This window comes from Pseudomonas sp. FG43, from assembly GCF_057809175.1.
This window is the reverse complement of the sequence record NZ_JBMDJL010000021.1, coordinates 58,782-80,356: the sequence shown is the minus strand read 5'-3', so window position 1 is coordinate 80,356 and position 21,575 is coordinate 58,782. Positions and strand designations below refer to the sequence as shown.

Annotated in this window: 17 protein-coding genes; 7 read left to right on the top strand and 10 right to left on the bottom strand. The window is 59.2% G+C overall.

The genetic code is table 11. From position 1 onward, the window contains the following. The first annotated feature begins 211 nt into the window (after positions 1-211). On the top strand, positions 212-1,714 hold the full coding sequence (gene ppx, locus ACODS3_RS21555) for an exopolyphosphatase (protein WP_201019421.1): 1,503 nt from the start codon (positions 212-214) through the stop codon (positions 1,712-1,714). Here ppx and ppk1 read toward each other — a convergent pair. Together ppk1 and hemB are read right to left on the bottom strand one after the other, a co-directional pair. Further along, the gene (gene ppk1, locus ACODS3_RS21550; protein WP_201019422.1) at positions 1,701-3,911 is read right to left on the bottom strand and encodes a polyphosphate kinase 1; all 2,211 of its coding nucleotides are present in this window, start codon (positions 3,909-3,911) and stop codon (positions 1,701-1,703) included. The genes ppx and ppk1 overlap by 14 nt on opposite strands. A 16-nt stretch (positions 3,912-3,927) precedes the next feature. Next, positions 3,928-4,938 carry a porphobilinogen synthase gene (gene hemB / locus ACODS3_RS21545; protein WP_201001137.1) on the bottom strand — a complete coding sequence of 337 codons (1,011 nt, stop codon included), beginning with the start codon at positions 4,936-4,938 and terminating at the stop codon, positions 3,928-3,930. Between the two features lie 232 nt (positions 4,939-5,170). Here hemB and ACODS3_RS21540 point away from each other — a divergent pair, with 232 nt between their 5' ends. Beyond that, positions 5,171-5,818 carry a DedA family protein gene (locus ACODS3_RS21540; RefSeq protein WP_489036181.1) on the top strand — a complete coding sequence of 216 codons (648 nt, stop codon included), beginning with the start codon at positions 5,171-5,173 and terminating at the stop codon, positions 5,816-5,818. A 71-nt stretch (positions 5,819-5,889) separates the two neighbouring features. Here the strand turns inward: ACODS3_RS21540 and ACODS3_RS21535 are convergent, their stop codons facing one another. After that, complete coding sequence (locus ACODS3_RS21535; protein ID WP_489036180.1) at positions 5,890-7,767, bottom strand: FTR1 family protein; 1,878 nt, start codon at positions 7,765-7,767, stop codon at positions 5,890-5,892. Positions 7,768-8,122: 355 nt separating this feature from the next. Between ACODS3_RS21535 and ACODS3_RS21530 the strand changes: the two genes are divergently transcribed. Genes ACODS3_RS21530 through ACODS3_RS21515 form a run of 4 tightly spaced genes read left to right on the top strand, consistent with a single transcriptional unit; the run spans position 8,123 to position 11,272 of the window. Further along, entirely contained in the window at positions 8,123-9,517 is a 1,395-nt protein-coding gene (locus tag ACODS3_RS21530) for a COG3014 family protein (protein ID WP_489036178.1), read from the top strand. A gap of 13 nt (positions 9,518-9,530) precedes the next feature. Continuing rightward, positions 9,531-9,902: a YcfL family putative periplasmic lipoprotein gene (locus tag ACODS3_RS21525; RefSeq protein ID WP_201019425.1), complete on the top strand. Its 372-nt coding sequence runs from the start codon at positions 9,531-9,533 to the stop codon at positions 9,900-9,902. 38 nt (positions 9,903-9,940) lie between these two features. Continuing rightward, positions 9,941-10,531, top strand: coding sequence for a penicillin-binding protein activator LpoB (gene lpoB, locus ACODS3_RS21520; RefSeq protein WP_201001128.1), 591 nt, complete (start codon positions 9,941-9,943; stop codon positions 10,529-10,531). Positions 10,532-10,534: 3 nt separating this feature from the next. Then, a complete protein-coding gene (locus tag ACODS3_RS21515) occupies positions 10,535-11,272 on the top strand; it encodes a penicillin-binding protein activator LpoB (RefSeq protein WP_201019426.1) in 738 nt (245 codons plus the stop codon). Between the two features lie 76 nt (positions 11,273-11,348). Here the strand turns inward: ACODS3_RS21515 and ACODS3_RS21510 are convergent, their stop codons facing one another. The 3 genes from ACODS3_RS21510 to ACODS3_RS21500 form a co-directional block, all read right to left on the bottom strand. Beyond that, positions 11,349-11,981, bottom strand: a complete 633-nt coding sequence (locus ACODS3_RS21510) for a LysE family transporter (RefSeq protein ID WP_201001124.1) — start codon at positions 11,979-11,981, stop codon at positions 11,349-11,351. Between the two features lie 84 nt (positions 11,982-12,065). Further along, entirely contained in the window at positions 12,066-13,517 is a 1,452-nt protein-coding gene (locus tag ACODS3_RS21505) for a sulfatase family protein (protein WP_489036175.1), read from the bottom strand. Continuing rightward, on the bottom strand, positions 13,517-15,715 hold the full coding sequence (locus tag ACODS3_RS21500; protein ID WP_201019428.1) for a TonB-dependent receptor: 2,199 nt from the start codon (positions 15,713-15,715) through the stop codon (positions 13,517-13,519). The genes ACODS3_RS21505 and ACODS3_RS21500 overlap by 1 nt, the downstream gene beginning before the upstream one ends. A gap of 236 nt (positions 15,716-15,951) precedes the next feature. Between ACODS3_RS21500 and ACODS3_RS21495 the strand changes: the two genes are divergently transcribed. Then, the gene (locus ACODS3_RS21495) at positions 15,952-16,911 is read left to right on the top strand and encodes a LysR family transcriptional regulator (RefSeq protein ID WP_201019429.1); all 960 of its coding nucleotides are present in this window, start codon (positions 15,952-15,954) and stop codon (positions 16,909-16,911) included. Positions 16,912-16,914: 3 nt separating this feature from the next. Here ACODS3_RS21495 and ACODS3_RS21490 read toward each other — a convergent pair whose 3' ends face one another. The 4 genes from ACODS3_RS21490 to ACODS3_RS21475 all read right to left on the bottom strand — a co-directional run bounded on the left by ACODS3_RS21490 (position 16,915) and on the right by ACODS3_RS21475 (position 21,541). Then, positions 16,915-17,982, bottom strand: a complete 1,068-nt coding sequence (locus ACODS3_RS21490; RefSeq protein WP_489036172.1) for an ABC transporter substrate-binding protein — start codon at positions 17,980-17,982, stop codon at positions 16,915-16,917. Further along, entirely contained in the window at positions 17,979-18,860 is an 882-nt protein-coding gene (locus ACODS3_RS21485) for a TauD/TfdA dioxygenase family protein (RefSeq protein WP_201019431.1), read from the bottom strand. The genes ACODS3_RS21490 and ACODS3_RS21485 overlap by 4 nt, the downstream gene beginning before the upstream one ends. A gap of 160 nt (positions 18,861-19,020) precedes the next feature. Then, positions 19,021-19,614 carry a mechanosensitive ion channel family protein gene (locus ACODS3_RS21480; protein WP_201019432.1) on the bottom strand — a complete coding sequence of 198 codons (594 nt, stop codon included), beginning with the start codon at positions 19,612-19,614 and terminating at the stop codon, positions 19,021-19,023. A gap of 16 nt (positions 19,615-19,630) precedes the next feature. After that, positions 19,631-21,541 carry an ATP-binding cassette domain-containing protein gene (locus tag ACODS3_RS21475; protein ID WP_304574128.1) on the bottom strand — a complete coding sequence of 637 codons (1,911 nt, stop codon included), beginning with the start codon at positions 21,539-21,541 and terminating at the stop codon, positions 19,631-19,633. Positions 21,542-21,575: the final 34 nt, after the last annotated feature.

The following is a 21,575-nucleotide window of genomic DNA, read 5'->3' as shown; positions in this document are numbered from 1 at the left end:
CAGTCGCAGATTTGCGAGCGCTTCGCACTTGATCGCGGATAAAACCGCTCCTACAGAATGTTGCTCTTATGCTTGATGGGAGCAACATCCAGCCGAGATGTACCGCTTTCCCGGATAAATCCGGCCCCACAGAGCGGTTCCCGTGCCTGATACATTGGCGGCAGGCATGGATCGTGGCACGATGGCGCGGTTATCGAACGAGATTTTGATCATGCCGCACTCCAAAGCCAAGAATCTTTCCCTGATCGCAGCGATCGACCTGGGCTCAAACAGCTTTCATATGGTCGTTGCCAAGGCGAATCAGGGCGAGATCCGCATACTTGAGCGCCTGGGTGAAAAGGTTCAGCTTGCGGCGGGTATCAATGACGAACGCCAGCTCAATGAAGAGTCCATGCAGCGCGGGCTCGATTGCCTCAAGCGCTTCGCCCAACTGATCAACGGCCTGCCATTGGGTGCCGTGCGTATCGTCGGCACCAATGCCTTGCGTGAAGCACGCAACCGCAACGAATTCATTCATCGCGCCGAAAAAATTCTGGGGCACCCCGTAGAAGTCATTTCCGGTCGTGAAGAGGCGCGTCTTATCTATCTCGGCGTATCTCACACTCTGGCCGATACCCCCGGCAAGCGTCTGGTGGCCGATATCGGCGGTGGCAGTACCGAGTTCATCATTGGCCAGCGTTTCGAGCCTCTGCTGCGCGAAAGCCTGCAAATGGGCTGCGTGAGCTTCACCCAGCGTTACTTCAAGGACGGCAAGGTCACGCCGGCCCGCTATGCCCAGGCGTACACCGCTGCACGCCTTGAGATCATGAGCATCGAACACGCCCTGCACCGCCTGAAATGGGATGAAGCCATCGGTTCGTCCGGCACCATTCGGGCTATCGGCCTGGCGCTCAAGGCTAACGGTTACGGCTCGGGCGAGGTCAACGCCGAAGGGTTGGCATGGCTCAAGCGCAAACTGTTCAAGCTGGGCGATATCGAGAAAATCGACTTTGACGGCATCAAGCCCGACCGTCGTGCAATCTTCCCGGCAGGTCTGGCGATTCTGGAAGCGATCTTCGACGCTCTGGAACTCAAGCGCATGGACCATTGCGAAGGAGCCCTGCGCGAAGGCGTGCTGTATGACCTGCTGGGGCGCCATCACCATGAAGACGTGCGTGAGCGTACGCTCGGCTCGCTGATGGACCGCTACCACGTCGATCTGGAACAGGCTGCCCGTGTAGAACGCAAGGCGCTGCATGCACTGGAACAAGTCGCAGAAGCCTGGGACCTGGAAGATGAAATCTATGCCGAGCTGCTGAGCTGGGCCGCCAAGGTGCATGAAGTGGGGCTCGACATCGCCCACTATCACTACCACAAACACGGCGCCTACCTGATCGAGCACTCTGATCTGGCCGGATTCTCACGCGAAGACCAGCAAATGCTCGCGCTGCTGGTGCGCGGTCATCGTCGCAATATTCCAAAGGACAAGTTCGCCGAGTTCGGCGATGAAGGCATCAAGCTGATTCGCCTGTGCGTGCTGTTGCGCTTTGCGATTCTGTTCCATCACATTCGTGGCACCCAGGAGATGCCACGTGTGATCTTGCGCGCCGATGGTCCGAACCTGGATGCTGAGTTCCCGGACGGCTGGCTGGAAAACAACCAGTTGACTCAGGCCGACTTCGCGCTGGAAGCGGAGTGGCTGACCCGAGTCGGTATCGTCTTTACTGCACGCTGAGTACCGGAATGCTCAGGCGCTCCAGCAGAGTCGCCTGAGCGCTTCGAGCGTTCTGGTTGCCGGTCGGCGTGCTGCGCACGTAACGCCCGTCAGGCTGCAACAGCCAGCTGTGAGTGTTGTCGGTCAGATAACTCTCCAGCTCCTTCTTCACTCGCAGGATCAACTTCTTGCCATCCACCGGGAAGCAGGTCTCGACACGCTTGTCGAGGTTGCGCTCCATCCAGTCGGCACTGGACAGGAACATCTGCTCGTCGCCGCCATTGAGGAAGTAGTAGACCCGCGTGTGCTCAAGGAAGCGACCGATGATCGAGCGCACCTGAATGTTGTGCGAGACACCAGCAATCCCCGGACGCAGGCAGCACATGCCACGCACCACCAGATCGATGCGAACGCCTGACTGACTGGCCTTGTAGAGCGCACGGATGATTTTCGGGTCGGTCAACGAGTTGAACTTGGCGATGATGTGCGCAGGCTTGCCGTCGAGCGCAAATTGCGTCTCGCGGGCAATCATGTCGAGCATGCCTTTCTTGAGCGTGAACGGCGCATGCAGCAGCTTCTTCATGCGCAGGATCTTGCCCATGCCGATCAACTGACTGAACAGCTTGCCGACGTCTTCGCACAAGGCATCGTCGGAGGTCAGCAGGCTGTAGTCGGTGTACAGACGGGCATTGGCCGCGTGGTAGTTACCGGTGCCCAAGTGCGCATAACGCACGATTTCACCGGCCTCGCGACGCAGGATCAGCATCATCTTGGAGTGGGTCTTGAAGCCGACCACACCATAGATCACCACCGCACCGGCCGCTTGCAGACGGCTGGCCAGTTGCAGGTTGGACTCTTCGTCGAAGCGGGCACGCAATTCGATCACCGCCGTGACTTCCTTGCCGTTACGCGCCGCATCGACCAGCGCATCAACGATTTCCGAGTTCGCGCCGCTACGGTACAGCGTTTGCCGCACGGCCAGCACATGCGGGTCTTTGGCGGCCTGACGCAGCATGTCGACAACCGGCGTGAAAGACTCGAAAGGGTGCAGCAACAGGATGTCCTGCTTGCTGACCACGCTGAAAATGTTCTCGCTGTTCTGCAGCAGCTTGGGAATCGCTGGCGTGAACGGCGGGTATTGCAGCTCCGGGTGGCTGTCCAGGCCGGTAATGCTGAACAGGCGCGTGAGGTTTACCGGGCCATTGACCTGATACAGCTCCGACTCGGTCAGGTTGAACTGCTTGAGCAGGTAATCCGACAGATGCTTGGGACAGGTGTCCGCCACTTCCAGACGCACCGCATCGCCGTAACGACGCGAGAACAGCTCGCCGCGAAGGGCGCGCGCCAGGTCTTCCACATCTTCGGAGTCCAGCGCCAGGTCGGCGTTACGGGTCAGACGGAACTGGTAGCAGCCCTTGACCTTCATGCCCTGGAACAGATCATCGGCATGAGCATGGATCATGGAGGACAGGAACACGTAGTTGTCGCCTACCCCGCCCACATCTTCCGGCACCTTGATAATGCGCGGCAGCAGACGCGGAGCCGGGATGATCGCAAGGCCCGAGTCGCGACCAAAGGCATCGATACCCTCCAGTTCAACGATGAAGTTCAGGCTCTTGTTGACCAGCAACGGGAACGGGTGCGTCGGGTCCAGGCCGATCGGGGTGATGATCGGCGCGATTTCATCGCGGAAATAGCGACGGACCCACGTCTTGAGCTTGGTCGTCCAGTAACGGCGACGAATGAACCGGACCTGATGTTTTTCCAGCTCCGGCAACAGAATGTCGTTGAGGATCGCGTATTGACGATCAACATGGCCATGAACCAGTTCACTGATGCGGGCCAATGCCTGATGCGGTTGCAGGCCATCGGCGCCCGCCTGTTCGCGTGCGAACGTGATCTGTTTCTTGAGGCCCGCGACACGAATCTCGAAGAACTCATCGAGGTTGCTGGAAAAGATCAGCAGAAACTTCAGCCGCTCCAGCAACGGATAGGACTCGTCCAGAGCCTGTTCCAATACCCGGATGTTGAACTGCAACTGCGACAGCTCGCGGTGGATATACAGGCTGCTATCGTCCAGATTCGGGATAGCAATGGCCGGCGCCACAGCAGCAGGCGCCTCAATGGCGGCTATAACTTCAGTTTCAGGCTCAACCACTGGCGTAGCCTCCTGAACATCGACTTCAACAGTGGCTTCGGTGAGTCCTTCGGTATTCATGAATGTTCCTGTGAGGCTATTGCCCTTTTAACAGTTGAGCGGCACGGACGGCGAAGTAAGTAAGAATGCCATCAGCACCCGCGCGTTTGAAGGCCGTAAGGGATTCGAGAATCACCCCCTCACTCAGCCAGCCATTCTGGATCGCAGCCATATGCATCGCATATTCGCCGCTCACCTGATAGACAAAAGTCGGGACCTTGAACTCATCCTTGACGCGATAAAGGATGTCCAGATAAGGCATGCCCGGTTTGACCATCACCATGTCCGCGCCTTCAGCCAGGTCGGCGGCCACTTCATGCAATGCTTCGTTACTGTTGGCCGGGTCCATCTGATAGGACGCCTTGTTGGCCTTGCCCAGGTTCAGTGAAGAACCTACCGCATCGCGGAACGGACCGTAATAGGCGCTGGCATATTTTGCCGAATAAGCCATGATCCGAACGTTGATGTGCCCGGCAAGTTCCAGCGCTTCACGAATGGCCTGGATGCGGCCATCCATCATGTCCGAAGGCGCGACCACCTGAGCACCGGCCTCGGCATGGGACAGCGCCTGCTTGACCAGTGCATCGACGGTGATGTCGTTCTGCACATAGCCTTCTTCATCAATGATGCCGTCCTGACCGTGGGTGGTGAACGGGTCCAACGCCACATCGGTGATCACACCCAGCTCCGGAAAGCGGTCACGCAATGCGCGGGTCGCACGCTGGGCGATACCGTCCGGGTTCCAGGCTTCAGCGCCATCCAGGGATTTTTTCTCAAGCGGCGTCACCGGGAACAATGCCAGCGCCGGAATTCCCAGGGCAACCCAGCCTTCGGCTTCCTGAAGCAACAGATCGATACTCAGGCGCTCGACGCCCGGCATCGAGGCAACAGCTTCACGACGGTTTTCACCATCGAGCACAAATACGGGAAGAATCAGGTCATCGACGGTCACTACGTTTTCGCGAACCAGTCGACGAGAAAAGTCGTCGCGACGATTACGACGCAGGCGAGTGAGAGGAAACAGGCGGTTTGCGGGGGTAAAGCTCACGGCGAGACTCCTGTAGCCCGCATACGCGGGCAAGCGCGACAGTTATAAGCCGCCATTATGACCAATGTGTGACAGTCATAGTGTGACCTGCGACCGGGGGCCGCAGAAAAGGCCTACAACGAGGATGGACTATTGTGGTTGTAGGAATCTTTAACGTCGAGACACATATCGACACTTTCATGATTGTCTTCGGCGAGTTAGGCTGCGCGTTCATTTCGCCAGCATCCAGACAATGCTCCAGAATTTCTTGAATGATTTCGGCTACTTTGCCCTCTTCCTGGGAACCTTCTTTGAAGGCGAGACCATCTTGGTTCTTGCCGGATTCCTGGCGTTCCGCGGATACATGGACCTCAACGTGGTCATCCTCGTGGCTTTCTGCGGAAGCTACGCGGGCGATCAGCTCTGGTACTACATGGGGCGCAGGCACGGCCGCAAACTGCTTGCACGCAAGCCACGATGGCAGCTCATGGGCGACAAGGCACTGAGGCTGGTACGCAAACACCCGGACATCTGGGTGCTGAGCTTCCGCTTCGTTTACGGCCTGCGAACGGTCATGCCCGTGGCCATCGGCATGTCCGGCTATCCGCCTTTGCGTTATCTGGTGCTCAACGGTATCGGTGCCGCGATCTGGGCTGCGGCCCTGGGTTCGGCGGCTTACCATTTCGGTGCCGTGATGGAAGGCCTGCTGGGCAACATCAAGAAGTACGAGCTTTGGGTCCTGGGTGGCCTGCTCCTGCTCGGCCTGGCCCTGTGGCTGCGCCGCCGCATCAAGAACGCCCGCATCGCACGCCAGGAAAAACTCTGCTGCGCATCGGCATCGGCGTCTGATGTAGAGGTCGAAGCGCCGGTCGATCTTCAGAAGAAGACGGACAGCAAGTAAGCGGCAAGCTACAAGCTTTAAGCCTCAAGCTTGTAGCTTGTAGCTTGTAGCTTGTAGCTTGTAGCTTGTAGCTAGCCTACTTTCCTCATTCCCCTTCCGTACAACACCACAATCGCCAGCAACGCAACGGCCTGAGCGCTGAGCGAATACGCATCGGCGTGAATGCCCAGCCAGTCGAACTCGAAGAAAGGCACCGGACGTGTACCGAAGATGCCGGCTTCCTGAAGTGCCTTGACGCCATGCCCGGCGAATACCACCGACAATGCACACAGCAGCGCAGCGTTGATACCGAAGAACAATGACAACGGCAGTTTTGCCGAACCGCGCAAGATCACCCACGCCAGACCGACAAGCAGCACCAGCGCAGTGGCACCGCCGGCCAATACCGCGTTGTGCCCGGCAGGTCCTGCCTGTAGCCACAGGGTTTCGTAGAACAGAATGACCTCGAACAGTTCTCGATAAACCGAGAAGAACGCCAACACTGCGAAACCAAAACGCCCGCCGCCACCGACCAGACTGCTTTTGACATAGTCCTGCCAGGCCGCGGCATGGCGACGGTCATGCATCCAGACGCCGAGCCACAGCACCATGACGCTGGCGAACAACGCCGTCGCGCCTTCCAGCAGTTCACGCTGGGCCCCGCTGACATCGATGACATAAGCCGCCAATGCCCATGTCGCCAGACCGGCCAACAGCGCCAACCCCCAACCCGCATTGACACTACGCACCGCCGATTGCTGCCCGGTGTTGCGCAGGAACGCCAGGATCGCAGCCAATACCAGAATCGCTTCCAGCCCTTCACGCAACAGAATCAGCAGGCCGGAGATGTAGCTCAGGGAGACACTCAGGCCATCGCTGCCCAGCAGGGCTGCGGACTCCTTGAGTTTGGCCTTGGCGGCCTCCAGTTTCTGGGCCGCCTGAGCCAGCGGCAGGCCGTCCTGCAATGACTGCCGATAAGCCATCAAGGCTTTTTCAGTGTCCTTGCGCACAGTGGCGTCGACGTTATCCAGCGAACTTTCAACCAGCTCGAAACCTTCCAGATAAGCCGCAACCGACAGGTCGTAAGCCTGTTCATGATCGCCAGCGCTGTACGCTGCCAGACTCTTGTCCAGCGTCGTACTGGTGTAATCGAGCAGTTGTGCCGGGCCACGCTGGACCTGCGGCGGTTGCGCACGCTGGGCACGGAATGTCGCGGCGGCTTCAGGGCCTTCGGCGGCGCTGACTTCCGCTGGCGTCTGACGAGCCAGATCCGCCAGATTGAAGGTCTTGGCGGGCGTGCTCACCGGCTGCGCACTGAAGCTGGCAATGTAGGTTGCGATATCCCAGCGCTGGCGGTCATCCAGTTGGTCGGCAAACGCTGGCATATCGGTGCCAGTGATCCCGAGCCCCAGGGTGTTGTAGATATCGTAAAGACTCAGGCGATCCAGCCGGGCTGCATCGCGCAGATTGGCAGGCGCAGGTGTCAGGCCAATGCCGGCCGGGCCATCGCCTGCACCGGTGTCGCCATGGCAGACCGAGCAGTTCTGCGCATACAGCGGCGCACCGCGAGCAGGGTCAGGTGTAATGATCGGTGCCTGACTGATTTCATAGGCAACCGCCAGCCTTGCCCCCAATTGTCGGGCCTGGCGGGCTACAAACGCGCCGTCTTGCCGCTTGATCACCGCCTCTTTCAGCGCGGCGACGCCCTGCTCCAGCGCATCGCGCTCGGCACGCTGCGGCAAGGCAACGATCAAGCCCTGCAACGCGCCGAGAAACTCGACCTGCTCCTGGTATTCAGGCTCATCAACGACCTTGCCATCCGCTACGGTGGCTGGATAGTCAGCACCAATGTAGTCAAGCAGATGCAGCGCCTGGGCAGCGCCATCGGCAGGGTCGGCCAGCAGACCGAAACTGCACAGCGCAAGCAGTGGCAGTAACAACCAGGCCATGAAACGGGAACGCGGGGGCATGAATAAATCTCGACAGGAATGCAATGCGCTGCATTGTTCCCTTCCATCCGCCCCGACTCAATACTCGGCCCCCATATTTGTGACAAAACATTACTAAAAGTCTGACGCAAGGTCACTGAGCCTCGGAAGCTCATGACAAGCCTGGGCAACGCAATGGTGAGCCGCCTGAAGCAATCACAGCCAATGCCATCAAAATGACATTGCCACTCCAAAAACCAAGCCTATAATCGCCCGGCTTTTTCCTGTTGATGGAAGAGACAAATACTCATGCAGCGCTTGTGCTGCTTGTCCAAATGGACTTACGTAGCCGCCTCCAAACCGTTTGGCCGGCTATCGATTTCTGGAAATCATCACCATGCCCTCCCGCTTCCTGACCGCACTAGCGCTGGTCGCCTCTGTCCACCTGGCAGGCTGCTCCGTCTTCCGTAGCTATGACTCGGAACTGAAGGAAACCAATCAGCAACTGGCCAGCGGCAATGTCGATGCAGCCCTCGGCACACTGGAAAAAAACAACAAAGGCGAAGACAAAGACCTGCTCTATTACTTCGAGAAAGGTGAGTTGCTGCGCTCCAAAGGTGATTTCGCCGGTAGCCAGGCTGCCTGGCGTACAGCCGATCAGGTCGTGTTCAAGTGGGAAGAATCGGTCAAGTTCGATACCGAAAAATACCTCGCCCAGTTCGGCAGCTTCCTGGTCAACGACAAGGTGCGTCGCTACGAAGGCTATGACTATGAAAAGGTCATGCTGACCACCCAGATGGCACTCAATCTGCTGGGCCAGAACGATTTCGACGGTGCCCGTACCGAAATCAAGAAGACTCACGAGCGTGAAGCCGTGATTGCCGACCTGCGCGACAAGGAATACCTCAAGAGCGAGCAGGCAGCCGAAAACAAGGGCATGAAAACCCAGTTCAAGGATCTGAAAGGCTACCCTGTCGAGTCACTGGACGCGCCAGAAGTCGTCGCCCTCAAGAACAGCTACCAGAGTGCGTTCAGTCATTATCTGGCCGGCTTTGTCTATGAAGCACTGGGGGAAAAAGACCTGGCAGCACCGGGCTATCGCAAGGCGGCAGAACTGCGTCCGAACACCCCGCTGCTGGAAAAATCCCTGGCCGATCTTGACGCGGCCGCCAGCAAGGATGGCAACAGCGAAGTACTGATCGTGATCCAGAGCGGCTTTGCTCCGGCCCGCGACTCGGTGAGCATCCCGTTGCCGCTGCCGATCAGCGGCAATCTGGTCATTACGCCGCTATCGTTCCCGGTCATCAAACCGGACACCGGAACCCCGGTCTTCAACCAGATAACCCTGGACGGCCAGCCGCTCAACCTGACGCTGCTCAACAGCACCACTGACATGTCGCGACGCGCCCTGCGCGACGACATGCCGGGCATCATTCTGCGCACCACCCTTCGCGCCATTACCCGTGGTGTCGCGCAAAAGCAGATCAACGACGTCAACCCGCTGGCCGGGCTGGCAGTCGGTATCGCTTCGGCCATCACCGAAGGCGCCGACACCCGCACCTGGCGCACCTTGCCGGACAACACTCTCGTGGCGCGACTGCGTCTGACTCAAGGCATGCATCAGGTCATACTGCCTGGCACGCTGGGAGGTACCCACGTGCAGGTCAAGGTCGATCAGCGCTATCAGGTCGTCACCCTGCGCGCCCTGGGCAATCAGGTATTCGCCAACAGCCTCGCGGCCCAGGTCACTCCGACGAATGTCCCGCAAGCCCTTGCTGTCAAACAACCCTGAACGGAGATACCCCATGCGTATCAAGATTTTCGGCGCGTTGGCGCTGGCCCTGCTAGCAGGCTGCGCAACCCCGCCACCTCCCGCTCCGGGCAGCGCAGCCAGTAAAGTGGTGGCTCTGGGCGACATTAAAAGCATTGAAGTCGGTGCCATGCGCGTGGCTCGGGAAAATGGCTTCCTGACCGTCAAGGCTCAGTTGACCAACACCAGCAGCCGTAACAAGACGATGTATTACCGCTTCGCCTGGCTGGGTAACGATGGCTTTCCTGTGGCGGACGAAGAAGCCTGGAAAAGCCTGATGCTGTATGGCTCGCAAAGCACCACACTGCCGGCTATCGCTCCAAATCCGCGGGCAACCGATTTCCGCATTGAAATCAACACGCCTTGATCCGCTCCCTATTTCGCTCAGATCAGAAGAGTCCACACATGCTGTTTACACGTATTTGCTCCATCGCCGTCCTGGCCGTTCTGGCCAGCGGTTGCGCCAATAACTCTCCGGTTCTTGGCAGCAAGAACATCAGCTACGGAGACACCAAGGCTGTCGAAACAATTACCAATGAGTTCGGCTCCACCGACCTGCAAATGATTGCCGAGAGCATGACCCGCTCACTGGCACAGTCCGGCATCCTGCAAGGTCGTCCGGTGGTTCAGGTCTACGACGTGAAGAACAAGACCAGCGAGTACATCGACACTCGCGAAATCACCACCTCCATCAAGACCCAACTGATGAAGAGCGGCGTAGCCCGTTTCGCCAGTGACAACACCGAAATGCAGAGCCAGGTCGATCAGCTCAAGCTGCAAAACCAGAGCGGCCTGTACAAGCAGAACACTGTCGCCAAGACCGGCAACATGATCGCGGCCAAATACCGCCTGGAAGGCTCGATCAGCTCCATCGTCAAGCGCAGCAACGATTACAAGGACGTCTTCTATAAATTCAGCCTGCAACTGATCGATGTCGAAAGCGGCCTGGCAGAGTGGATGGACGAGAAAGAAATCCGCAAGACCACGGAGCGTTAAGTGATGCGTGCATGGATTGGCATTATCGGCCTGGCCTGCGCCTTCTCGGCGCAGGCGGCCCCAAAGATCGCAGTGACAGGTATGGCCTATCAGGAACGTGTGGAGCAATACATCCACACCGTTTCGGCACACAGCAACTCGAAAGCCACTTACTACAGCGAAAGCGGCTCGTCGAGCTATGAAGAGTACGAAGCCCGCACCAGCTACATCGAACAGAGCGAGTTGCAGAAATTCAGCGGCGACATCAAGGGCGAGATCCTGAAGTCCGGGCTGTTCCAGCTGGTGCAGGGCACGCCCTACAAGACCGGCTCGAAAGAGGATGTCTACGACGTCATAGCACGCATCAAGAGCGGCCACTTCAAAGGCGCGGACTACGTATTGTTCGGCACATTGTCGGACATCGACTTCCGTCAGGACGTGGGCGAGATAGCCAACACCAACAGCTACTCGGCCATTATGGGCCTGACCGTAGTCGGTGATTTCAGCCTGATCAACACCCGTACCTATGAAATAACCTCGGCCTTTACCGCCATGGGCGAAAGCCAGGACACTAAGCTGGTCAACAGCCGGGACGTCAAGATTTCCCTGAACCGGGGTCGTGTGGTGCGTGATGCCTCAAAATCGATTGGTGTCGATGTAGCGCGTCAGTTGCGTGAGCAATTGCGCGGTGAAGTGGAATACACCGGCCAGCCGATACAGCAGAACCTGCCGAGAGACGAAGCGCCACGTATTTTGCGTTAAGGGCGGTAAGTGGAAAGCTGCAAGCTGCAAGCCTTTGACTTGTAGCTTGTAGCTTGTAGCTTTCAGCTTGCTACTTTCAGGCCGTCCCGCGATGAAGCGTCGCCAGAAAGCCCGCCGCCCCTACAAACAGGCTGGCGAAGGTGCGGTTCAGGCGGCGTTGTTGTTTCGGCGTTTTCAGCAGGCGCAACACGCGGGAAGCAAGCCCGGTGTAACCGGCCATGACCACCGAATCCACAACAACCATGGTCACCGCGATGATCATGTACTGGGCCAGCAACGGTTCGGCAGGGTTGATGAACTGCGGCAAGATCGCCAGCATGAACACCAGTGCCTTGGGGTTGCTGATATTGACCAGAAAGCCACGAAACACCAGGCTCAGCGGCTGACCCACAGGACGAACCGTCGACTCATCGGACAAATCCCCAGGCAACGCCCGCCATTGCTTGATACCCAGGTAAACCAGATAGGCCACGCCAAACCATTTGATCAGGTTGAATGCCAGCTCGGAGGCAGCCAATACGGCGCCCAGGCCCGCAGCGACAATCGCGATCTGCGCCACCAGTGCAATCTGCAGGCCCAGCGCATTCCAGTAGCCGCGCCAGAAACCGTATCGCAGGCCGCAGGACATCGACGCAATGGCGCCAGCCCCCGGAGACAGGCTGATAATCCAGCAGGCAGCAAAAAAAGCCAGCCACGTTTCAAGCGCCATCACACACCTCAAGCTAATCCGTCAGGCGCTAAATTAGTCTTTAGCGCATGAAGTAGCCAGAGAAAAACTTAGAAAAGCGCGTGCTCAGCGAGGACTGGCAGGGCGCGGCAGGTCCACCGCCGCGAAACGCTCCCATTGTCGGGTGTCGATCACATCGGCAGTGTCCAGCAACCAGCGCAATACCCGCATCGCAAGCTGCTGCTCAAGTGAGGCATAACGCGCCTGACCGGCCAGATTATGCTGCTCGTGGGGATCGCTGGGGCGATGATAAAGCTCGCCGGGCTCATACAGCCGCCATACGTAAGTCCATTCACGATTGCGCAGCGCCACGACCTTGCCCACCAGTTCCGGCCGATCATGCTGCAACTGGCTCTTGATGTCGTAAGGGAAAGGCCCGCGCTCCAGCAGGTCGGCCTCTTCGATACGAAAACCACCTTCACTGAATGCTTCATCACGATGCGTGGCCGCCGGATCGTACAGACAGGCCGAGAAACTGCGTCCGAAGTGAGCATGCCCGGCACTCACTCCAGCCAGGTCCAATAGCGTCGGGAACACGTCGATCAGCTCAACCAGTGCATCGCTGCGCTCGCCGCCAGCAAGGCCGGGACCGGCAACGATCAGCGGCGTACGCACCAGACATTCATCAACACCTGCTGGCCATTTTTCCACCAGCCCGAAGTCCCCCAGATATTCGCCGTGATCGGAGAAAAAGGTGACAAATGTATTGTCGGCACCGGTACTGGCTTGCAGCCCGTCGAGCAGCCGTCCGACATGGCTGTCGAGTCGCGAAATCATGCCGTAGTAGACCCCGCGAATCTCTCGCCACAGCTCCTCGGTCAGACGATCCCAGCCATGCCGCCGGGCGAGTTCGGCATAGAAGCCTGCTCGCGGGCCAGTGGCATGACGCGGCACCTCAACCGCTTCACGCGGGTATTGCGAAAACCAGGGTTGTTCCACGGCAAACGGCGGATGCGGAAAGATCAACGGGATATACAGCACCCAGGGTTTCGCGGGTGCGCCGTTCAGCCATTGCTCGGCAGTGCGGATCGTGGCCTCGTCAAAATCGACGACATCGCCAGGACGCTCGCCACGATAGTGAGCACGGGCCATCTCATCACGTTCCTGACCGTGATTCTTGCCCATGAAATCGGCAAGGCTGCTCAGTGCCGGATCGGCAAAACCGTGCTCGTCGAGTGACAGCTCGGCTGCTCCGGCAGCGAAGGTATCGCCCCGTGCGCCGGCATGGACCACGTGATAACCGCTTTCCTTGAAGCTGCGCAGAAAGTTGGGCTCCTGCTGGCCGAGCAGATACTGCAAGGAGCGATGGCCATTGACGTGGGGATAGCGCCCGGACAGAAACGACACCCGCGACGGCGAACAGACGCTGTGCTGGGTGAACGCCTCGCTGAAGCGCACACCACGCCCGGCGAGACGATCCAGGTGCGGAGTCTGCACCGGGCTGCGCGGGTTGAAACCCGGCAGGCAATCGACCCGCAACTGGTCTGCGACTATGACGATAAAGTTCGGCAGGCTCATCAGAAATCCTTGCGCACCTGCACGCCAAAGTAACGCTCGTCATCACGCGGCACCATGCGGGTAATGCCGCCAGTACTGGACGTCAGCAACGTGGCATAGGAGCGGTCAGCCAGATTGCGGCCCAGCAAGGCCACGCGCCAGCCCTGGTTGTAATCGGCCAGTGCCACGCTGGCATTCCAGATGCCATAAGAGCCCTGGCGGGTGTCGAGGTTCTGATCGAGGCTGTACTGCACTTCGCTCTGCCAGCTGTAATCGCTGCTCAGCTCCAGATCCAGACCGTTCTGCAGAGGAATGCTGTAGTCGGCGCGCACGTAACTTTTCCAGTCAGGCGCAAACGGCAAGGGCTTGCCGTTGACGTTGCAACTGGCCGCAGCCGCAGGCGGGCACTGGAAATCTTCGATGCGGGCCTGGGTATAAGCCAGCGCACCACTGAGTTTCAATTGCTGGGTGGCTTGCAGTGCCAGGTCCAGTTCAGCACCCTCGCTGCGAACGGAACCGGCATTGATCAGCCGAGTCACCGGCGAACCACCCACCTGGTCGAAAAAGTTGGCCTGATAGTTATCGAAATCACTACGGAATATCGCCAGGTTGGCGGTCAGGCGACGATCCAGCGCCGTGCTTTTCAGGCCGATCTCGTAGTTGTTCGAGGTTTCCGGATCAAGCGCCTCGGTGTCCAGATCGTACATCTGGAAATAGACGTTATAGGCCGGCCCTTTGTAGCCCCGCGAATAGGTGACGTAACCCGTGAGGTTTTCGTTGAAGTCGTGTTGCAGGCCCAATCGACCAGATACCCCGCTATCGCTGTGTGAACCGGACGAAGCGAAAGAAGGACGCATTGCCCGCAAGGTCAGCGGCGAAGTGGAAACCCGCTGGTGGTCGTACTCCACTTCGTCGCGAGTCAGGCGCAGGCCGATAATGGCACGCCAGTCATCCGTGAAATTCAAGGTGCTTTCGCCGAACAGCGCATAGCTGTCGTTGGTAGCGCTGAACTTGCCAGTGGCCGATTGCGCATTGCCCAGAGTGACCAGCCTCCTCAGATAGTCCTCTTTCGATTCGCCGTGATAGAGGTAGACCCCGGCGACATACTCGAAGAACTGCCCGGTGGGCGAAGCCAGCCGCAATTCCTGGCTGAACTGGTCGTAATCGACCTGACCGGTATCGTGCAATGCATCGACAGGCAGACCGGCGAGTCGGTCCTGATCCTGAGACTGATCGTTGTCCCAGCCGCGCCAGGCAGTGATCGACGTCAATGTATAAGCGCCCAGCGACCAGTCCAGTTGTGCCGACAGGCCTTTGTGGGTGTCCTCGGCATGAGTCCGGAAATCGTTCTGCACGTCGCGGTTGGTCGAGGTGGCCCGACCAGGTGCGAAGGATGTCGCGAAACTGCTGGTAGCCTGGTAAGGAACACCGTTTGGCACGGTATTCCTGGCTTCGGTGTAATCACCGATCAGGGTGACCCGCAGATTCTCGGAGGGGTCGAGCTGCAACTTGCCGCGCAGCCCTTTGGTACCGTAGCCATTGACGCTGTCGCCGTTGTAGTCGTTGCGTACATTGCCGTCGTAATCGGCCCACAAGGTACTCAGGGATGCCTTGACCGTATCGGTCAGCGCACCGCCCAGACCAAAGCGCAAGCGTTGTTCGTTGCCCTTGCCGAAAAACGAGTAATCGGCATAACCGCGTGTCTTTTCAGGGATGTCACGGCTGACCACGTTCAACACGCCAGCCGAAGCGTTACGACCGAACAGCGTGCCCTGAGGGCCACGCAGCACTTCGATGCGCTCCACTTCCATCAAGTCCAGGGTTGATTGACCGGGACGGCCATACACCACGCCATCGATCACGGTCGATACGCTGGGTTCGACACCCGGCGAAGTGGAGATGGTGCCAACGCCGCGTACAAACAGCGAAGTGTCCTTGCTCGACGCCGCAGTCCGGAAATTGAGGGTCGGGACCTGCTGCACAATGCTCGCCACACTGTTGCGGTTTTCTCGTTCGAGTTGTTCGCCATCGACCACGGAGACCGCAACCGGCACTTTCTGCAGGCTCGACTCGCGGCGTGTGGCCGTAACCGTAACGGCTTTCAGAGCAGTATCGGCCTGTTCTGCCTCAGGCTGGCTGGAGGACGCCGCCTGTGCCGGAGAAAACAGCGGCAGCAAGGTCAGTGCTGCAAGTGGGAGCAGGGAAAAAGGAGGCTTCATTGTTAAGGCTCATGCTAAGGCGTCGGCGAAACCTCCTGGGTGGTGGTAGCGGAGCGTGTTGCCCGGACGCGGCTAAGGTTATGCGTTTTTGATCTTTCCGCCCTGGCTCAAGGCCACCGGATAATGCCGGCCTGCACGTTGGGCGGTAGCCAGCGATGCGGGGCTGTTGTAGCAAGAGGCATCGGCAGCGGGAAATTCATTAATCGCATCACAGGCATGACTCAAAGGTCTGACCCATGGATTTACGCCAGCTTCGCCATTTCCTGGCCTTGGCCAACCACCTGAACTTCACCCGTGCAGCCGAAACCGCCTGCATCACTCAATCCGCTTTCAGCCGCAGCATTCAGGGGCTGGAAAACGAACTGGGTGGCCCGTTGGTAGAACGTGGCAGCCGTGGCGTGGTACTGACCGCCAAAGGCGAAGCATTGCGTGGACGTGCGACTCGCCTGCTGGCTGAGGCCAGTAACCTGCGTGACGAGATGGCCGCCGATGAGTCTTGCCCAGGCACCAGCCGCTTGAGTGTGGGGGTTGGCCCGCTGGTCTCGGCCCACCTGTTGCCTCAGGCACTGGCCAGCTTCGTCGGCGTGTTCCCGCAAACCGTCATGGAAGTGCGCGTGGACAAGCCGTCCAGCCTGCTGACGATGCTCGATGAAGGGCTGATCAGTTTTCTGGTGGCAGACCTGCGGCATATGGATATCGACACCCGCTATCTGGCCAGACCATTGCGCTTCCGGCGTTTCGGGTTGTTCTGTCGGGCCGGCCACCCGCTACTCGGCCATCCCGCCCCACACTTCCGGCAACTGGTGGATTACCCCCGTGCAGCCGCCATGCTGCCGCTGGAGCTACGCGGTCTGCTTCAGGAGCAATGGGGTTCAAAAGGACCGGCGCTGAATCTGGAAACCCAGTACAACGACCTGCTGCCCAAACTGGTGGCGTCGTCCGACAGCATCGGTGTCGCACAACTGGAGGTCATAGAATCCCTGACCGCCTCGGGCGCGTTCCAGCGCCTGCGCTGCCTCGATGAGCCGCTGTTGCTGCGCGATGGCGGCGCCTGCTTTGTCATCGTGCAGCGCGCCGATCAGCCTTTGAGCAACGAAGCCCGCTGCATGATCGAAACGCTGCTGGATATCGACGACTCCGGCAGCAGCGCCGCAGCCCGGCCAACTTACGAAGTGGCGCGTCAACTGGCGCTGTAGAAATCAGGGCTGCGCCTTGCCTTGAGCATCGTAGCGCGGCCATGGCGATGCGCCGTGACGAGCGATGGACTGCTCGACAAAACGCGGCTCAAGCCATTGGGTAACATCGAACTGCCGACGAACAAGGCGCAACTCATGGGCCTGGCGCAGGCTCTCTTCCAGGCTTGCCGTCAGAAAGCTGTCCAGCCGTGGCGAGGAGCGAAAACGCAGATCCGCGCCTTTGCTTTCTTCCTTCGCCAGCGCCACCGGAATGCCGCTGGCCTGCTCCTGACCCACCAGATATTGCTGGTAACCGACTGGCTCGGACAGGCTGCCAGCAATATCCACCAGCACATCGACCAGTGTCTGCGTGGCCTGCGGGTAACGGTCGATAAAGTCCTGAGTGGCCAGCGTGGTGCCCTGAACGGTGGCGTGTGGCGACAGTGTCTGAGTACTCAGCGGAATAGCCATGCCCTTGTCCCGCAAACTCAGTACGTTGAAATTCGACCAGGTCGCATCGACCTGGCCAGCCAGCAGTGCCGCCGCCGCGGCACTCCAGTCCAGGCTGGTGATTTTCAGGTCCTGCTCGCGCAAACCGGCCTCCGCCAGCAGGCGACCAAACGACAGTTGATCGGCTGTGCCGCGATAGAGAGCGACCCGTTTGCCTTTCAGGTCTTCGACTCGCGCAATGTTTGCCTCGGGGCGGCTGGCCAAGAACATATTGCTGCCACGCGACCCCATCAACACACGAGTCTTCAAGCCACCGGAACGACCGATAATCGCGGCCAGATCACCAAGGCCGACCACATCCAGTTGGCCATTGGCCAAAGCCTCGTTGATTGCCGGGCCTGCGCCACGGAAAAAGTGCCATTCGATGCGCGTACCGCGACTGGCGAAAGCCTCTTCCAACTGGTGCTGACGCTGGGCAATACCCAGCGCTCCCGGCGCGTAGGGTTTATTACGGGTACTCAAATCCGGCACGCCGATGCGAATCACTTCAGGAGCTTCTTCGGCCTGCACGGTTGCGATGCTCAGCCAAGCGCTCATCAACAGTAACAAGGATGCACTCAGGGCTCGCGATACGAAGCTCATGGCTGGATTCCATTCAACGGGTTGGCGGCTTGCGGACGCTGCTCTTCGAGCACGGCGGCGCGACGTACCCGACGAATCGCCGGGAAATAGTCCGAAACGGCAAGGTGCTGGGTGCTGCGATTATCCCAGATTGCCGCACAACCGGCCTGCCAGCGCCAGCGGACCTGAAAGGCAGGGTTTTCCAGATGCTGGAACAGCAGATCCAGAATGGCCCGCGATTCATGCGAGGAAAGCCCGACGATATGTGAGGTAAAGGCACGATTGATGAACAGCGAAGGCCGCCCGGAAACCGGATGACGGCGCACGACCGGGTGGCGCGTGGGTGGCGGCAGCCTGAGCAGGTTGTCGAGTATGCCCGGCTGCTCCAGCTTGCTTGCATAGTCGAACGCGGGGAAAACACTATGAATCGCTTCCAGCCTGTCCAATAACCCGCGCAGCGGTTCGGACAATGCCTGATAGGCGGCTTCGGTATCGACCCATAGCGTGTCGCCACCCACCTCGGGAATGGTTTCGGCATGCAGCACGCCGTATTTCAACGGACGTTCGGCAAAGGTCACATCGGCATGCCAGGTATCGTTGGCGCCCTTGCGCGATTCGTCGTAGTTGAAAACCACGAGTTCCTGAGTGTCGGCGTGCGCCTGAAAGGTCGGATGCACATGCAGCTCACCGAGCCGCGCAGCGAAGTCGCGCTGCTGCAAGGCTGTCCATTGCTGATGTGGGAAGAACAATACCTTGTGACGCACCAGAGCCGCTTCGACCAGCGCCAGTTGCCGGTCATCCAGGGCTTGCAGCTGGATGCCATCGACCCGCGCGCCCAACAAGGGGTTGAGCCGTGTGATGTGGCCCTGAAGATCGTCTTGAATAACCGCAGGCTGCATGTTTCACCCTCTCGAATCCAAACAGAGGGTCACGACTCTAGGCAGGCAAGGCCATGAACAACCAATGCATTGCAGGTCTGGAAGTCATGCAGTGGCCGAATGCAGGTTCGGGGCGAATTCATTCGCGAATGAATTCGCTCCTACGCTGCCGAGCCTGCCGCTATTTCGCTTCGCCGGTCGGCCTCTCGGCAATCACCTGTGGCAATACATCGCTGCCACGCCAGCGGCGAACCGCTTTCTGGAAGAACTGGCTGTTCGGCACCTGCACCAGTGCGCCACCTGTCTCGGGCATTTCGATCAGGGTGGTGAACATCAGGTTGATGGCAACAACCCGGCCTTTGACGCCCGGCTTGTCCAGCGTCTCGACCAGCTCAACCACATCGCCGATGCGAAAAGGGCCGATGGTGAAGATCAGGATGGCGCAGAGCAGGTTTGAGAGCACACTCCACATGGCGAAGAACGCGACAGCCGCAACCGCGACAAAGCCTGACAGCGCAGTCCACAGCACAGTGGCGGAAACACCGAGCCGGCCCAGCACGAAGACAAACGCGCTGCCCATGATCAACCAGCGCAAACCGCCACGGACCGGCACCAGAAGTTCAGGTGGCAGCGGGTAGCGTTCGCCCAGCCCGGTCAGAAAACGGCCTATCAAGCGCTGCAACACGTAACCCGCCAGCAGGATCAACAGGATCTGTATGCCCAGCCAGAGCGGTTCGATCCAGTAGGCCGTCAGCGGCAACCCGAAAAATTCCATCAGCCCCTCACTTCAATTACGACAACGCTTCCAGCTCGGCCTGCATCGACTCAAGCAGTTCCAGCGCTTCCATCCAGGCCTCTTCCAGTTCGGACTCCCGTGTTTTCAGCTTGGCTTGCTCTGCCAGCAGATCACGCAGCTTGTCCTTGTTGGCAGCCTCGTAGTTGGTGCTGTCAGCCAGAGCTTCTTCGACCTTGGCCAGTTTCTCGTGCAAGGTTCCCAGTTCACGCTCAAGCTTGTCGGCTTCGCGTTTGTGGGGAGCCAGTTGCTGACGCAAGGCTGCTGCCTGCTGACGCTGGGCTTTCTTGTCGGTCTTGTCGGCGTTGACCGGCGTGTTGCTGACCGGCGCATTACGCAGGCGGTAATCGGCCAGCCAGCGCGTGTAGTCATCCAGGTCGCCATCGAACTCCTGAACCCGGCCATCGGCGACCAGCAGGAAATCATCGGTGGTGCTCTTGAGCAAATGCCGGTCGTGGGAAACCACCAGCACCGCGCCACTGAACTCCTGCAAGGCCATGGTCAGCGCCAGGCGCATTTCCAGGTCCAGGTGGTTGGTCGGTTCGTCGAGCAGCAACAGGTTAGGTTTTTCCCAGGCAATCAGGGCCAGCGCCAGACGCGCCTTTTCACCACCGGAGAAGTTCACCACCGGCTCGTCCAGACGAGCGCCACGGAAGTCGAAGCCACCCAGGAAGTCGCGCAACGTCTGTTCACGCTCTGTCGGTGCCAGACGCTGCAAGTGCAGCAAGGGGTTGGCCTTGGCATCCAGAGAGTCGAGCTGATGCTGGGCAAAATAGCCAACCGTCAGGTTCTCGCCACGCACCAGACGGCCACCCAACGGCTCAAGCTCACCGGCGAGGTTCTTGATCAGTGTCGATTTACCCGCGCCGTTAGGCCCCAGCAAACCGATGCGGGCACCGGGCGTCAGTTGCAGTTTGACCTTCTCCAGGATGGTCTTTTCGCCATAGCCCAGACGTGCTTCGGACAGGTCCAGCAACGGGCTGGAGATTTTGTCGGATTCACGGAAAACGAAGTTGAACGGCGAGTCCACATGCGCGGCGGACAGCTCTTCCATGCGCTCAAGGGCCTTGATCCGGCTCTGCGCCTGACGGGCCTTGGTGGCCTGAGCCTTGAAACGTGCGATGTATTTTTCCATGTGCGCACGTTGCGCCTGCTGCTTCTCGTAAGCCTGTTGCTGCTGGGCCAGACGTTCGGCACGGGCGCGCTCGAAGGCGCTGTAACCACCGCGATAAAGCGTGATCTTGCGTTGTTCGACGTGGGCGATGTGATCGACCACCGCGTCGAGGAAATCACGGTCGTGGGAAATCAGCAGCAAGGTGCCGGGATAGCTCTTGAGCCAGTCTTCCAGCCACAGAATGGCGTCGAGGTCCAAGTGGTTGGTCGGCTCATCGAGCAGCAGCAGATCCGAAGGGCACATCAGGGCTTGCGCCAGGTTCAGGCGCATCCTCCAGCCACCGGAGAAACTGCCGACCTGACGCTCCATCTGCTCGTTGGTGAACCCCAGGCCCGCCAGCAATTTGCGCGCACGGGCATCGGCGGTGTAACCATCGGCGCTGTCGAGTTCGGCATGCAGACGCGCCTGGGCAGCACCGTCCTGGGCCGCTTCGGCTTCAGCGAGCTGACGCTGAACCTCACGCAGCCGCAGGTCGCCGTCCAGGACATAATCAACACCCAGACGCTCAAGGGTATCGACCTCCTGACGCATGTGCGCAATGCGCCAATCGGCAGGCAGCAGACAATCACCGGAGTCAGGCGTCAACTCACCACGCAACAAGGCGAAGAGGCTGGATTTGCCGGCGCCGTTGGCACCGATCAGGCCGGCTTTCTGGCCGGCGTGCAGGGTCAGCTCGGCGTCTTCTAGCAGACGTTGCGGACCACGCTGTAAGGTAAGGCTTTGAAGTCGAATCATAATGGCGGCGGAGTCTACCAGCTTCGTCTCAAAC

Coding starts and splice junctions, on each gene's coding strand:
- ppx (WP_201019421.1), top strand. CDS start 212: ATGCCGCACTCCAAAGCCAAGAATCTTTCCCTGATCGCAGCGATCGAC.
- ppk1 (WP_201019422.1), bottom strand. CDS start 3,911: ATGAATACCGAAGGACTCACCGAAGCCACTGTTGAAGTCGATGTTCAG.
- ACODS3_RS21540 (WP_489036181.1), top strand. CDS start 5,171: ATGCTCCAGAATTTCTTGAATGATTTCGGCTACTTTGCCCTCTTCCTG.
- ACODS3_RS21535 (WP_489036180.1), bottom strand. CDS start 7,767: ATGCCCCCGCGTTCCCGTTTCATGGCCTGGTTGTTACTGCCACTGCTT.
- ACODS3_RS21530 (WP_489036178.1), top strand. CDS start 8,123: ATGCCCTCCCGCTTCCTGACCGCACTAGCGCTGGTCGCCTCTGTCCAC.
- ACODS3_RS21525 (WP_201019425.1), top strand. CDS start 9,531: ATGCGTATCAAGATTTTCGGCGCGTTGGCGCTGGCCCTGCTAGCAGGC.
- lpoB (WP_201001128.1), top strand. CDS start 9,941: ATGCTGTTTACACGTATTTGCTCCATCGCCGTCCTGGCCGTTCTGGCC.
- ACODS3_RS21515 (WP_201019426.1), top strand. CDS start 10,535: ATGCGTGCATGGATTGGCATTATCGGCCTGGCCTGCGCCTTCTCGGCG.
- ACODS3_RS21510 (WP_201001124.1), bottom strand. CDS start 11,981: ATGGCGCTTGAAACGTGGCTGGCTTTTTTTGCTGCCTGCTGGATTATC.
- ACODS3_RS21505 (WP_489036175.1), bottom strand. CDS start 13,517: ATGAGCCTGCCGAACTTTATCGTCATAGTCGCAGACCAGTTGCGGGTC.
- ACODS3_RS21500 (WP_201019428.1), bottom strand. CDS start 15,715: ATGAAGCCTCCTTTTTCCCTGCTCCCACTTGCAGCACTGACCTTGCTG.
- ACODS3_RS21495 (WP_201019429.1), top strand. CDS start 15,952: ATGGATTTACGCCAGCTTCGCCATTTCCTGGCCTTGGCCAACCACCTG.
- ACODS3_RS21490 (WP_489036172.1), bottom strand. CDS start 17,982: ATGAGCTTCGTATCGCGAGCCCTGAGTGCATCCTTGTTACTGTTGATG.
- ACODS3_RS21485 (WP_201019431.1), bottom strand. CDS start 18,860: ATGCAGCCTGCGGTTATTCAAGACGATCTTCAGGGCCACATCACACGG.
- ACODS3_RS21480 (WP_201019432.1), bottom strand. CDS start 19,614: ATGGAATTTTTCGGGTTGCCGCTGACGGCCTACTGGATCGAACCGCTC.
- ACODS3_RS21475 (WP_304574128.1), bottom strand. CDS start 21,541: ATGATTCGACTTCAAAGCCTTACCTTACAGCGTGGTCCGCAACGTCTG.